Genomic DNA, 13,512 nt, shown 5'->3' with positions numbered 1-13,512 from the left:
GTGGATAACTTCCCGGGCATTAGCATCAGCGCGATGACCGAGTCGGAGGAGCCCGTCCGCGACGATCACGCCGAACTGCTGCGCCGGCGCGCGCTGACCGAGGACGCCGCACGCCCCGACGCCGTCGAGCGCAGGCACGCCGCGAACGGGCGCACCGCGCGCGAGAACCTCGACGACCTCGTCGACCCGGGCTCGTTCGTCGAGTACGGACGCTTCGCGATCGCCGCCCAGCGCCACCGCCGCGACCTCGACGACCTGATCGCCCGCACCCCCGCCGACGGATTGATCGCCGGCACCGCGCGCATCAACGGCGATCTGTTCGGAGAGCAGCGCAGCGCGTGCGCGGTGCTGTCCTACGACTACACGGTGCTCGCCGGTACCCAAGGCGCGCTGGGGCACCGCAAGAAGGACCGGCTGTTCGAGTTGATCGAGCGGATGCGCCTGCCGACCGTGTTCTTCGCCGAAGGTGGCGGCGGCCGGCCCGGCGACACCGACTATCCCGTGGTGTCCGCGCTCGATGCGCGCGCGTTCAAGCTGTGGGCGGCGCTGTCGGGAGTGGTGCCGCGCATCGCGATCGTCAAGGGCCGCTGCTTCGCGGGAAATGCGGTGATCGCCGGGTGCGCGGATCTGATCGTGGCCAGCGAGGACGCGTCGATCGGCATGGGCGGCCCGGCGATGATCGCCGGCGGCGGGCTGGGCGACGTGGCGCCCGACGACGTGGGCCCGATCGAGGTGCAGGCCCCCAACGGGGTGGTCGACGTCGTGGTGGCCGACGAAGCCGAGGCCGTCGCGGTGACGAAACGTCTGCTCGGCTACTTCCAGGGCGTAACGGCGCCAGGCGCGGTGGCAGACCAAACTCGTTTGCGCACAATCGTTCCCGAGCGTGCCCGGCGTGCGTACCAGGTGGCACCGATCATCGAGACGCTGGCGGACGAGGGATCGGTGACGTTCCTGCGGCCCAAGTTCGCCCCGGAGATGGTGACCGCGCTGGCCCGCATCGACGGCCGACCGGTCGGCGTCCTGGCGAACAACACCATGGTGATGGCCGGGGCGATCACCGCGACCGCCGCCGACAAGGCCGCCCGGTTCCTGCAGCTGTGCGACGCGTTCGGGCTGCCGGTGGTCTCACTGGTCGACTGCCCCGGCTACATGGTGGGCCCGGCTGCGGAGGCCGAGGCGCTGGTGCGCCGCGGCTCGCGAATGCTGGTCGCCGGTGCGGCGCTTGAGGTTCCGCTGATCGCGGTGGTCCTTCGCCGCGGCTACGGGCTCGGCGCACAGGCGATGACCGGCGGCAGCCTGCATGAGCCGCTGCTCACCGTCGCATGGCCGGGCGCGCACCTGGGCCCGATGGGGCTGGAAGGCGCGGTGCGGCTGGGACTGCGCAAGGAGCTCGAGGCGATCGAGGACGACGACGAGCGTGAAGAGCGGGTCCGCCAGGCCACGACCGCCGCGCAGGAAAACGCCAAGGCGCTCAACGCCGCTGCGCTTTTCGAGATCGACGATGTCGTTGACCCCGCGGAAACCCGCAAGCTCATCATCGACACCCTGACCGCGGCCACGGCGCACGCGCCGCGGCGCGCCGCCCGCCGCTTCGTCGACACCTGGTGACCGCGAACGTTCCTTACCACTCGAAAAATTGTCGAAATGTCGAGCGGTAAGGAACGTTCGGCGGCGGATCTGAGCAGCCAGCCCCGCCGCCCGCCGCCGACCCCCCGAAAACCGGCGGCGGACGTTCAATCAAGCGGGTTCGGCGTACAGACGGCGGTTGCGAACCGGAAACCCGTTGCGTTCCGCCAGCGACCGCAGCTGCCTTAGAGCAAACGTGCGACCACGACCGCCCTCGGGCACGACGATGCCGGCCCACAAGCCTTCCGCGCGGGGCAGTTCGCATGCTTCCCGGGCGCACAACCACCGACGGGGACATGCCCGACAGATCGCCTTGGCCGCCGCGTCGGCCGACGTCGTCCACCGTTCGGGATCGTGGGTACAGGCACCGACGGGCATCTCGTCCCAGTCCGTTGCGTTCATTGCTGTCGCTCCTCTGCCGGTCTGCGGCAGGTGCGCCGCAATAACCGACAACGTAGCGAACCAAACCGTAGCGATGCAACAGTTACAGCGGCGAAATTTGCCCGCCGGATCATCCGAGTAACTGGATAAGGACGCAAGCGGTAACCAAAAACTAGCCGATGAACTGCGGCGACCTTGCCGTTGGCTACGCCTGTAGAAGTTGATGCGGTGCTTCAGTTCGATCGGAAGCGGCAGCCGTAGCTTCGCCACAGAAACATACCGTCGACACGGGCCCAAGACGTAGCGGTGGACCGCAGCACGGATAGGATTACGGGGCCGTTCGTCCTGCGTGATTCGAGGAATTGCCGCCCCATGACACAGCCCGATTCGACCGATGAGTCGGCCGAGACGCCGGATGCGGGCATGGTGCGTGCGGGGGCGGCCGCAGCCGCACGGCGACGCGAGCTGAACATCTCTCAGCGTCGGCTGGCCGCCGACGGCATCATCAACGCCGGGGCGCTGATCGCGTTCGAAAAGGGCCGCAGCTGGCCTCGTGCACGTACTCGAGCAAAGCTCGAGGAGGTCCTGCGGTGGCCGCCGGGAACGATCGCTCGGCTCCGTTACGGCGAGAGTGCGCCGATGCGTGCCGAGCCGGCCGCGGCGACCGGCGGCGACGAGATCCCGCTGATCGCTCAGGCGGTCGTCACCGCAGTGGGTACGTTTCGCTCGGCGATCGAGGCCTTGCCGTCCCCGGAGGCTCCCGAATTCACACCCCGGGTGACCAAGATCCTCGCCGACCTTCGCCAGCTTGAATCCGTCGCGGCGCGCGCGGCCCAGATCAGCCGCGTCACCCCGGCGCTGATCAAAGCGTTGAGCGCGGTGCGAGGCCGCTACGACGAGCTCATGCAGCGCGCCGCGCGGTCCCCGCACGCCACACTCGGACAGCGGCTGTACGCCGCGCGCCGCGGCGCCAACCTCACCATCGCCGAAACCGCCCAAGCCGCAGGGGTTTCCGAAGACGACATCGTTCACGCCGAAGCCGAAGAACCGGTGTCCTCCGCAGCCGTCCGTGCGATCGAGGAGTTGGTGGCACAACTCGACTGGCGCTGATCAAGCGCTCAGTACCGCTCCCGAGCGCGGTCGTCGTGGCTCGGAAAATGCTCGGCGAGCGCGGCGGCGATCTCCAAGAACCGCCGTCGGGTCGCCGCCGACATCTCCTCGGTGCGATCGATCACACCGCCGGGCCGTAGATGTCCGTCGAACGGCACCTCGACGACCACCTGCCCCTGACCTGAAAACTGTTGTCGCAGAATCGAACGCGTCCGTTTGTCGGCGTGCCCGTCGGAATCGTTGAGCACGATGACCGTGCGCTGCAACAGCGAAGCCAGCCCGCGGGCGGCCAACCAGTCCAGCGTCTGGCCCGCGGCGGCGGCGCCGTCGACCCACGGCGAGGACACCACGATCAATGCGTCCAGATCCCGCAGCACCTCCTGGGTGACCGGGGAGTCCATGGTGGAGCTGCAATCGATGATCGAGATCGTGAAGTGCCGGTCCAGCCGTGACGTGGCCTCGCGATAGATCGCGGGATCGAGCACCCGACGGCGGGCCGGGGTCGCCTCGCCGGCCAGCACGAACAACCCCGCGGCGTTGCTGCCCACCCGGCTGCGCACGTCGGCGAACGTTTCCAGGTGCTGGTCGGACGCCAGCTCCCAGTACGAACCCTGTGCGCGAGGGTCGATGCGGCTGCCCAACTTGCCGAACGCGGTGTCCGCGTCGATCGCGACCACGCGGTCGTCCTGGCGCAGCTCGGCCAGCACCGAACCGATGCTGGCCGAGACCGTCGTCTTCCCGACGCCGCCCTTGCCCATCACACCGATCTTGAAGTGGCCCCGTAGTGGCGCCTTGACCTTGGCCTCGAGCTGGGCCTGCCGCACCTCGTCGGGTCCGGGACCGAGATTGATCAGCCCGAAGGTGGCCTTGTACAGGGCCGCCCGCCAGCCGCGGGTCGGTGGCACCCTGCGCGCCGGCACCAGCTCGTCGGCGCGGATGCGTTCGGCATAGGACCCGCTCGGTGGCCCCTGCACGGCCGGTGCATCGCCGGGATAGCCAGGCCATTGCGGTCCGGCGGGGGGAGGCGGCGCCGACGGCCGCGGCGGGCGCGGGCCTCTGGTGGGCGGGCCGGGCCACGGTCCGGCGTCCGGGCGAGGGCCGGCGGGCGGCGGACCGTAGCGTGGCGGTGGGAAGTCGACTGGCGGCCGCGGCGGCGCCGGCGGTGTCGGCTGGGGTTCGGCAGCGGATGGCTCGACGTCGGCCCCCTCGGCGCCCGTCCAGCCGGATTCTCTCCGCAATGCGTCATCGCGGTCGGTCACTACACGTCTCCTCACCGAACTCGGGTGCGATACAGGTGTCGGCCCGTCCCAAGTATCGACTACAGCGATTCAGCAAACGTTTGTGCATCCGGACACAGGCTGAACCGTTCGGCACCGACCCGGCATGCGGTGGGGATCTCGTGACTGCTCGGGACGGGGCTGCACCGGGTCGCCGATTTCAGCGAAAAAGATAGGTCACCCACATACCGCAAGGTAGCTGGTGGTCTGATTGCCGCAGGACAGCATTGCTGATCATCGAAAATAGTGGTTGCTATCAGTTAAATGTCCTCGGCGGAGGACCCTTGCCGCCGTCTCGAAAAATTGGCGGGCTGCGCAGGTCCGGGGCGCTGGTACCCTGTCGTTCGTCGAGGCGTTCGCAGACCCGGTGACGGGGTGTGCCTGCGCGGACCGGCAAAGCGTCGTCGGCGATCTGGATCGCGGTCTGACCGGAATTACATATCACCGGGGTTGATACCGCGGGACGACTAACAGGAAGACGAGGACCTCATGGCCGGCCGCGATCTGCGCGAAACGCGGACACCTCAGCGATGAGCGTTTCGCAGTCCGCGCACCGCGACGCCGCGCACATCGACGATGTTGTCGGCGTCGAGGTCACCATCGACGGCATGCTGGTCATCGCTGACCGGTTGGGGTTGATGGAGTTTCCGACGGGGCTCGGCATCCGCCTCAACATCCCGCAGCCGGAATTGCGCGACATCGTGTGGGATCAGGTCAGGCGGGATCTGACGGCCCAAGGCGTGCTGGATGTTTTCGGCGAACCCCACCCCGAGGTGGCCGCGATGGTCGACACGCTCAGCCGGTCCGATCGGACCCTGGAGGCCCGCTGGTGGCGACGTGACGTCGGCGGCAAGATGATCCGTTTCGTAGTCAGCCGGAAAGGGGATCGACACGTCATCGCCGCGCGCGACGGCGACATGCTGGCGTTGCAACGGGTGGCACCGCAGGTCGGCCTCGCGGGCATGGTGACGACGGTGCTGGGCGCTGCGACGCCCGCCGACGTGGAACCGCTGACCGGGCCGGCCGCTCAGCTGGCCGAGTGCACAAGCGCGAACCAGATCGCCGGTTACGGAGTCGCTCCCGCGTCGGCGCGTGCATATGCCGACATCGTCGCCGACCCCGCCGGCTGGGTGGAGCTCACTGCCATAGAGCGCCATCCCGGCGGCACCTTCACCCAAACCAGCGTCGCCGCAGGAGTTTTGGATTCGGCGCAGGGCCGGATCGTGTCGATCCCTCGGCGGGTGAGCGGTGATCTCTACGGCAGCTTCCTGCCGGGCAGCCCCGAAAACCTACAGCGGGCACTCGACGGGTTGATCGAGTTCCTACCCTCGAGAACGTGGTTCGACCACGCCGCCGCCAACACGGTTGACGCGGAAGGGGACTGAGCGCCAGTGACAGACAATCACCCGCACGGCGCCGACGACCTGGCGGCCGCGCTGGACTTCTCCGTCCCCGACGAAGCCTCGACAGGGTCGGATCGCGATGCTCGAGACGAGCAGGTGTTCACCGCCGCCAACCCCGACCGTTCCGTCACCGTGACGGCGCTTTCGGACAGCCGTGTGAAGCACATCGAGTTGTCGCCGAAGGTGGCCGCCATGACCGAAGCGGTTCTCGCCGAGGAGATCGTCGTCGTCGCCGGCCTGGCCGCCCAGGAGGCCAAGGCCGCACAGTACGTCTACATCCTCGAAGAAATGCGCACGCGTGGCCATGATGACGCGGCCACGCGAGACTTCCTCACCCGCGATCTCGAATTGCCGACACCGCAGCAAGTTCGGGCGGAACGGGAGCGCATCTTCGCGACCAGATACGCGGGTGGCCATGGCTGAGCACCTGGCCGGCTTGTTCGGAAGTGCGGTGGGCATGCTGCCGAGTGCTCCGGCGCGCTCCTTCGAGACCTTCACCGAGATCACTACGATGGACGACGCCGCCTGCGATGCCTGGGTGGGGCGTATCCGCTGCGGCGACACCGACCGAGTCACGCTGTTTCGGGCGTGGTACTCGCGAGCGAACTTCGGACAGCTTGCGGGCGCAGCCGAAATCTCCATGAACAGCCTCGGTGCCCGGGTGCCGATCGGTGGCCAGTTCGGGGACATCACCTACCCGGTCAACTCGCCGTTGGCCATCACCCTGGGCTTCGCCGTGCACGAAGCCTCCTTCGGCAATTTCGCCGATGCGATGGACGCCCTCGAGGAGTTACCGGTCTCGGGCGCTGAGCATTTGATCTCCTGGGCCAGGGCCGTCATCTACGGCGCGGCGGAACGCTGGACCGACGTCATCGACCAAGTCCGCGGCGCCGGGGGATGGCCAGACAAGTTCCTGGCTGCGGCGGCCGGCGTAGCGCACGGCGTCGCGGCGGCAAACCTGGGCCTGTTCACCGAGGCGGAACGACGGCTGACGGAATCGAATTCGTCGCCGGCGGGGGAGGCATGCGCACCGGCCATCGCGTGGTTCCTGGCGATGACGCGACGGGGCCAAGGCAATGAGGATGCCGCGGTGGCGCTGCTGGAATGGCTGCAGGCCACCCATCCCGCGCCCAAAGTGACCGCAGCGCTGAATGATCCGACCTATCGGCTGACCACCACCACCGCCGAGCAAATCGCGTCCCGCAAGGACCCGTGGGATCCGGCCAGCGTCGAGGCGGACACCTCGCGACGCGACATGCTGCTGGCCGAGGCGCAGGCCGAACTGGACCGCCAGATCGGGCTGACCCGGGTCAAGGAGCAGGTGGAGGCCTACCGGGCGGCGACGCAGATGGCCAAGATCCGCGCGGCCAAGGGCATGAAGGTCACCCAGGCCTCCAAGCACATGATCTTCGCCGGGCCGCCGGGCACCGGTAAGACGACGATCGCCCGCGTGGTGGCAAACATCCTGACCGGCCTCGGCGTGATCAGCGAGCCCAAACTCGTTGAAACGTCCCGAAGGGACTTCGTCGCCGAGTACGAAGGGCAGTCCGCGGTGAAGACCAGCCGCACCATCGACCGTGCGATCGGCGGGGTGTTGTTCATCGACGAGGCCTACACGTTGGTGCAGGAACGCGACGGGCGTGCGGATCCCTTCGGCACCGAGGCGCTGGATACCTTGCTCGCCCGGATGGAGAACGATCGGGACCGGCTGGTGGTCATCATCGCCGGATACAGTGCGGACATCGACCGCCTGCTCGAGTCCAACGACGGTCTGCGTTCACGCTTCGCCACCCGCATCGAATTCGACTCCTATTCGGCCGATGAGATCGCGGAGATCGCGAAAGTCATTGCCACATCTACGGATTCAATCCTCGACGAAGATGCCGCCAAACGGGTTCTCGAAGCCGCCACCCTGTTGAGCGAGCGCCGACTGAACGGCAAACCGGCGCTGGACATCGCGGGCAACGGACGCTATGCGCGGCAACTGGTGGAGGCAGGTGAACAGAACCGGGACATGAGGTTGGCTCGCTCCCTGGACCTCGACAGCCTCGGCGTTGAACAACTCAGTGAGATCAACGGCGACGACATGGCTGCCGCCATCGCCGCCGTGCATGCCCGATTGAACGTGAACGAGTAAGCCATGGCGGGTTTCCGGCTCACCACCAAGGTTCAGGTCAGCGGATGGCGGTTTCTGCTGCGCCGTGTCGAGCATGCGATCGTGCGTCGCGACACCCGCATGTTCGACGATCCGCTGCAGTTTTACAGCCGCGCGGTTTCCACCGGCGTCATCATCGCGGTACTGGTCTGTCTCGGTGCCGGCTTGCTGGCCTACTTCAAGCCCCTCGGAAAGCGCGGCAGCGACACGCTTCTCGTCGATCGCACCACCAACCAGCTGTATGTGGTGATCCCGGGAACCGGGCAGCTTCGGCCGGTCTACAACCTGACGTCGGCACGCCTGGTGCTGGGCAACGCGGGATCGCCCGTCGCGGTGAAATCCGACGAGTTGAACCGGATTGCCAAGGGCCAGCCGATCGGAATCCCGGGCGCGCCGTATGCCACCCCGATCGGTGGCGTCGATTCCACATGGACGTTATGCGACACCGTCATCAAGCCGGAGAGCGTGACCCCGAATGTGGCGACCTCGGTGATCATCCGGCCGCTGCTCACCGATTCCTCGGTCGGGCCGATACGCGCCGATCAGGGTGTGCTGGTGTCCTATGAGAACGACAACTGGCTGGTCACCGAGGACGGCCGCCACGACATCGACCTCGCTGATCGCGCCGTCACATCGGCCGTGGGCCTACCTGTGACCGCCAGGGCGACACCGATCTCGGAGGGTCTGTTCAACGCGCTGCCGAACGCGGGACCGTGGCGACTGCCCCAGATACCGCGCGCCGGTGAACCCAACACCGTTGGGCTGCCCCCGAATCTGGTGATCGGCGCTGTCTTCATGGCGTTGACCGAAGACGGTGAGCAGTACTTCGTGGTGCTTCCCGACGGCGTGGCGAGGGTGAACGACACGACGGCGGCGGCGTTGCGGGCCACCAACTCCTACGGGTTGGTGGCACCGCCGTCGGTGGAGGCCAGCGCTGTCGCTAAGATTCCCGAACACGTCTTCGCCTCACCACTGGCGGACAAGCCACTGGATATTCTGTCGCGCGAGGATTCTCCGACACTGTGCTGGGCGTGGCGGCGCGAGCCCGGCGACCAAGCCCCGAAGACGACGGTGATCGCCGGACGCCATCTGCCGATCCCGTCGTCGGCGATGAACAGTGGCATCGACCAGATCGGCGGGGACGCAACCGTTTATCTCGACGGCGGCAAGTACATCCGGCTGCAGTCACCGGATCCACGGTATGGCGAAAGCCTGTACTACATCGATCCTCAGGGCGTGCGTTACGGGCTGCCCGACGAGGAGGTCGGCAACGCGCTGGGGCTGTCGGGGCCGACCACCGCCCCCTGGCAGGTGGTGAGCATGCTGGTCGACGGCCCCGTGCTGACCAAACAGGCTGCTCTGCTCGAGCACGACACGCTGCCGCCGGATCCCAACCCACGCCGGGTCGATGGCGGCAACCCGGGCGGTGCGCAACCGGCGTCGAACACCGGAGGCGGTGGATGACAACCAAGAAATTCACCCCCACCATCAAGCGTGGCCCGCGGTTGACGCCGGGCGAAATCAGCGTCACCGCACCGGATGACCTCGGCGTCGACATCCCGCCGTCGGGCATCCAGAAGGCGCTGCCCTGGGTGATGGGCGGCGGGATGCTCGGGATGATCGCCATCATGATCTTCACCGGCATCCGCCAGCTGTCGCCGTACATGCTGATGATGCCGCTGATGATGGTGATGGCCACGGTCGGCTTCATGGCCGGCGGTGGACCCGGCGGCAAGCGGGTGCCCGAGATCAACGCCGACCGCAAGGAGTACCTGCGCTATCTGGCGGGCCTGCGCACCAGGGTGACCTCGTCGGCGGCCGCACAGGTCACGTTCTTCAACTACCACGCGCCGCATCCCGAGGATCTGCTGTCGATCGTCGGCACCCACCGGCAGTGGTCGCGCACCGTCAACGCGGATTTCTACGCCGCGACCCGGATCGGTGTCGGCGCCGAGCCCGCTGTCGACCGGTTGCTCAAGCCCGCGGTCGGCGGTGAGCTCGCCGGACCGCAGGGCGCCCCGCAGCCGCACCTCGAACCTGTCAGCCACATGTGGGTGACCAAGTTCTTGCGCACCCACGGGCTGATCCATGACTGCCCAAAGCTGTTGCAGCTGCGGACCTTCCCGACGATCGCCATCGGTGGCGACCCAGAAGGCGCTGCCCGGCTGCTGACCGCGATGATCTGCCATCTCACTGTGTTCCATCCGCCGGACCTGCTGCAGATCCGGGTGCTCATCGACAACCCCGAAGACCCGAACTGGGCGTGGCTCAAGTGGTTACCGCATGTCCAGCATCACAGCGACACCGATGCGGCGGGGCCGACCCGAATGGTGTTCACCCGCCCGGACGGGCTCAGTGACCTGACCGCACGCGGGCCGCATACCGCCGACGCAATGCCGAGCGGCCCCTACGTCGTCGTCGTCGACCTCACGGGCGGTAAGGCTGGCTTCCCCGTCGACGGGCGTGCCGGCGTCACAGTCATCACGCTCGGCAACCACCGCGGCTCGGGTTATCGCATCCGAGTGGCCGAGGACGGCAGCGCCGACGATCGGCTGCCGAACCAGACGTTTCGGTTGGTGACCTCGGCGGCCGACAGGCTGAGTCCAGAACAGGCCACCCGCGTGGCACGCAAGCTGGCGGGCTGGTCGATCACCGGCACGATCATCGACAAGAGCGTGCGTGTGCAGAAGAAGGTGGCCACCGAGTGGCATCAAATCGTCGGTGCGCAGACGGTGGAGGAAGTGACGCCCAGACGGTGGAGGATGTACAGCGATACAGATCGCGACCGGCTGCGTATTCCGTTCGGTCACGAGCTCAAGACCGGCGACATCATGCACCTCGACATCAAGGAGGGTGCCGAGTTCGGTGCCGGGCCACACGGGATGCTCATCGGCACAACAGGTTCAGGAAAGTCGGAGTTTCTGCGCACACTCATCCTGTCGTTGGCGGCCACCCACCATCCGGACCAGGTGAACTTGCTGCTGACCGACTTCAAGGGCGGCTCGACGTTCCTCGGTATGGAGAAGCTGCCCCACACGGCCGCGGTGGTGACCAACATGGAGGAGGAAGCCGAGCTGGTCAGCCGCATGGGGGAGGTACTCACCGGCGAACTCGACCGGCGCCAGTCGATCCTGCGTCAGGCAGGCATGCAGGTAGGCGCCGCCGGCGCGCTGTCCGGGGTCGCCGAATACGAAAAGCACCGTGAGCGGGGTGCCGAACTACCCCCGCTGCCGACACTTTTCGTCGTGGTCGATGAGTTCGCCGAGCTGTTGCAGAATCACCCCGACTTCATCGGCCTTTTCGATCGGATCTGCCGGGTGGGTCGGTCACTGCGGGTGCACCTGCTGCTGGCGACCCAGTCGCTGAACACCGGCGGTGTCCGCATCGACAAACTCGAGCCCAACCTCACCTACCGGATCGCGCTGCGCACCACCAGCTCGGCCGAATCCAAGGCGGTGATCGGAACGCCGGAGGCGCAATACATCACGAACAAGGAAAGCGGTGTCGGGTTCCTGCGCGTCGGCATGGAGGATCCGGTGAAGTTCCACAGCGTCTACACGGGCGTGCCGTATGTGCCGTCGTCACCGGAACAGGACGACGCACCGGCCACGCCGCGCGTTCACACCTCGAGCCGGCCCCGAATCCACCGGTTCTCCACTGCGCCGATCTTCGACTCGGCAGGCACCTGATGACCATCCAACCCGACCAGCGGGTGCTGCGTGAGGTGGTACTCGACCAGTTGGCCACCGGCGAGACTCGCGCATACCGAATGTGGTTGCCGCCGTTGGCCCATCCGACACCGGTGAACGAACTCCTCGAACGCGACCGCGAGCGCCGGCCGCTGCGCTTCGGCCTCGGGATCATGGACGAGCCCCGGCGCCACCGCCAGGAAGTCTGGGGCATCGACGTGTCAGCCGCGGGTGGCAACATCGCCGTCGGCGGTGCCCCGCAGACCGGCAAGTCGACCTTTCTGCAGACGCTGGTCCTGTCTGCGGCCGCGTCTCACACCGCGAGGCAGGTGCAGTTCTACTGCGTGGACCTCGGCGGTGGCGGCCTGATGTATCTGGAAGACCTGCCGCACGTCGGCGGCGTCGCCACCCGGTCAGAACCGGACCGGGTCAACCGGGTGGTCGCAGAGATGAAAGCCGTACTGCGGCAACGGGAGAAGATGTTCAAGCAATACCGTGTCGGCTCCATGGCGGCCTACCGGGAGATGCGTGACGATCCCGGCCATCCCGCCGCCGCCGACCCGTTCGGTGACGTGTTTCTGGTCATCGACGGCTGGCCCGCGTTCGTCGCGGAGTTCGGTGACCTCGAGCCCATCGTCCAGGACATCGCCGGGCAGGGCCTGGCGTACGGGGTGCACACGGTGATCTCCACCCCGCGCTGGACCGAGCTGAAGGCCCGTGTCCGTGACTACCTCGGGACCAAGGTGGAGTTTCGGCTCGGCGACGTCAACGAAACCCAAATCGACCGGATCACCCGTGAGATCCCGACCGACCGCCCCGGCCGGGCGGTGTCGATGGAAAAGCACCACCTGATGATGGGCGTGCCCCGTCTCGACGGGGTGCACAGCGCCGACAACCTGGTGGCCGCCATGTCGGACGCGGTACAGCACATCAAGGCGCGGACAACCGAGCAGGCTCCGCGGGTGCGGGTGCTGCCGGAACGGATCTACCTCCATGAGCTCGACCCGAATCCGCCAGGGCCCGACGCCGACTACCGCACCCGGTGGACGGTGCCGCTGGGCATTCGGGAAGCGGATCTGTCGGTGGCATACAACAACATGAACATGACGCCGCACCTGCTGATCTTCGGGGCGCCGAAGTCGGGAAAGACGCGCATCGCGCATGCCGTCGCGCAGGCGATCTGCGCGCGCAACAGCCCACAGCAGGTGCGGTTCATGCTCGCTGACTATCGGTCAGGACTACTCGACGCGGTGCCCGACAGCCATCTACTCGACGCCGGTGCGGTCAACCGCAACAACGCGACGCTGGACGAGGCGATCAAGGCGCTGGCCATCAACCTCAAGAAGAGGTTGCCTCCGCCGGACTTGACCACGTCCCAACTGCGGGCAAGGTCGTGGTGGAGCGGTCCCGACGTGGTGCTGCTGGTCGACGACTGGCACATGATCGTGGCCGCCAGCGGTGTGGTGCCGCCGATGGCGCCGTTGTTTCCGTTGCTGCCGGCGGCCGCCGATATCGGCCTGCACCTCATCGTGACCTGTCAGATGAGCCAGGCGCACCGCGCCACCATGGACAAGTTCGTCGGGGCCGCCTACGGCGCCGGTACCCCCACGATTTTTCTCTCCGGTGAGAAGCAGGAGTTCCCGTCGAGTGAGATCAGGCTCAAGAAGCGGCCTCCTGGGCAGGCGTTTCTCGTCAGCCCGGACGGCAAAGAGGTGATCCAGGCAGCCTATGTGGATCCCCCGGAAGAAGAGGTGTCATGAGCACCCCGCGGGCGCGGTTAGTATGTTCCCATACGGTTCCAGCAAACTTCATTCTTGGTGCTGGCAAAGGGGTCGGGGATGGGTTCCCTGGTGCTGTGGCCACCATCGATC

General features: G+C 67.1%; 10 protein-coding genes. 8 read left to right on the top strand and 2 right to left on the bottom strand.

All coding sequences use genetic code 11. From position 1 onward, the window contains the following. Positions 1–33 precede the first annotated feature (33 nt). Positions 34–1,608: an acyl-CoA carboxylase subunit beta gene (locus G6N28_RS11030; protein WP_163900206.1), complete on the top strand. Its 1,575-nt coding sequence runs from the start codon at positions 34–36 to the stop codon at positions 1,606–1,608. A gap of 129 nt (positions 1,609–1,737) precedes the next feature. Here G6N28_RS11030 and G6N28_RS11025 read toward each other — a convergent pair whose 3' ends face one another. Further along, a complete protein-coding gene (locus G6N28_RS11025) occupies positions 1,738–2,028 on the bottom strand; it encodes a WhiB family transcriptional regulator (RefSeq protein WP_163900204.1) in 291 nt (96 codons plus the stop codon). 351 nt (positions 2,029–2,379) lie between these two features. Here G6N28_RS11025 and G6N28_RS11020 point away from each other — a divergent pair, with 351 nt between their 5' ends. Then, positions 2,380–3,117 (top strand): transcriptional regulator, encoded by a 738-nt coding sequence (locus G6N28_RS11020; protein ID WP_163900202.1) that lies wholly within the window; start codon positions 2,380–2,382, stop codon positions 3,115–3,117. Between the two features lie 8 nt (positions 3,118–3,125). Here the strand turns inward: G6N28_RS11020 and G6N28_RS11015 are convergent, their stop codons facing one another. Further along, positions 3,126–4,376, bottom strand: coding sequence for a MinD/ParA family ATP-binding protein (locus G6N28_RS11015; RefSeq protein ID WP_163900200.1), 1,251 nt, complete (start codon positions 4,374–4,376; stop codon positions 3,126–3,128). Between the two features lie 548 nt (positions 4,377–4,924). On the opposite strand from G6N28_RS11015, the gene G6N28_RS11010 reads away from it, so the two are divergent. The 6 genes from G6N28_RS11010 to eccCb are packed head-to-tail and all read left to right on the top strand — an operon-like array spanning position 4,925 to position 13,401. After that, the gene (locus G6N28_RS11010) at positions 4,925–5,779 is read left to right on the top strand and encodes an ESX secretion-associated protein EspG (protein ID WP_163900197.1); all 855 of its coding nucleotides are present in this window, start codon (positions 4,925–4,927) and stop codon (positions 5,777–5,779) included. 6 nt (positions 5,780–5,785) lie between these two features. Beyond that, positions 5,786–6,220, top strand: coding sequence for a YbaB/EbfC family DNA-binding protein (locus tag G6N28_RS11005; protein ID WP_163900196.1), 435 nt, complete (start codon positions 5,786–5,788; stop codon positions 6,218–6,220). Further along, positions 6,213–7,934 (top strand): type VII secretion AAA-ATPase EccA, encoded by a 1,722-nt coding sequence (eccA, locus tag G6N28_RS11000; protein ID WP_163900193.1) that lies wholly within the window; start codon positions 6,213–6,215, stop codon positions 7,932–7,934. The genes G6N28_RS11005 and eccA overlap by 8 nt, the downstream gene beginning before the upstream one ends. 3 nt (positions 7,935–7,937) lie before the next feature. Beyond that, positions 7,938–9,416: a type VII secretion protein EccB gene (gene eccB / locus G6N28_RS10995; RefSeq protein WP_163900191.1), complete on the top strand. Its 1,479-nt coding sequence runs from the start codon at positions 7,938–7,940 to the stop codon at positions 9,414–9,416. Continuing rightward, complete coding sequence (gene eccCa, locus G6N28_RS10990; protein ID WP_163900189.1) at positions 9,413–11,641, top strand: type VII secretion protein EccCa; 2,229 nt, start codon at positions 9,413–9,415, stop codon at positions 11,639–11,641. The genes eccB and eccCa overlap by 4 nt, the downstream gene beginning before the upstream one ends. Further along, positions 11,641–13,401 carry a type VII secretion protein EccCb gene (gene eccCb, locus G6N28_RS10985; RefSeq protein WP_163900187.1) on the top strand — a complete coding sequence of 587 codons (1,761 nt, stop codon included), beginning with the start codon at positions 11,641–11,643 and terminating at the stop codon, positions 13,399–13,401. The genes eccCa and eccCb overlap by 1 nt, the downstream gene beginning before the upstream one ends. The last annotated feature ends 111 nt before the right edge of the window (positions 13,402–13,512 follow it).

The organism is Mycolicibacterium pulveris, assembly GCF_010725725.1.
In the GTDB taxonomy this organism is placed as follows: Bacteria; Actinomycetota; Actinomycetes; order Mycobacteriales; family Mycobacteriaceae; genus Mycobacterium; species Mycobacterium pulveris.
This window is presented reverse-complemented; position numbering and strand designations above follow the sequence as displayed.

Excerpts from the sequence above, each read along its gene's own strand:
- eccA (WP_163900193.1), top strand. The coding sequence starts at position 6,213 with ATGGCTGAGCACCTGGCCGGCTTGTTCGGAAGTGCGGTGGGCATGCTG.
- eccCa (WP_163900189.1), top strand. The coding sequence starts at position 9,413 with ATGACAACCAAGAAATTCACCCCCACCATCAAGCGTGGCCCGCGGTTG.
- G6N28_RS11020 (WP_163900202.1), top strand. The coding sequence starts at position 2,380 with ATGACACAGCCCGATTCGACCGATGAGTCGGCCGAGACGCCGGATGCG.
- G6N28_RS11010 (WP_163900197.1), top strand. The coding sequence starts at position 4,925 with ATGAGCGTTTCGCAGTCCGCGCACCGCGACGCCGCGCACATCGACGAT.
- eccCb (WP_163900187.1), top strand. The coding sequence starts at position 11,641 with ATGACCATCCAACCCGACCAGCGGGTGCTGCGTGAGGTGGTACTCGAC.
- eccB (WP_163900191.1), top strand. The coding sequence starts at position 7,938 with ATGGCGGGTTTCCGGCTCACCACCAAGGTTCAGGTCAGCGGATGGCGG.
- G6N28_RS11030 (WP_163900206.1), top strand. The coding sequence starts at position 34 with ATGACCGAGTCGGAGGAGCCCGTCCGCGACGATCACGCCGAACTGCTG.
- G6N28_RS11025 (WP_163900204.1), bottom strand. The coding sequence starts at position 2,028 with ATGAACGCAACGGACTGGGACGAGATGCCCGTCGGTGCCTGTACCCAC.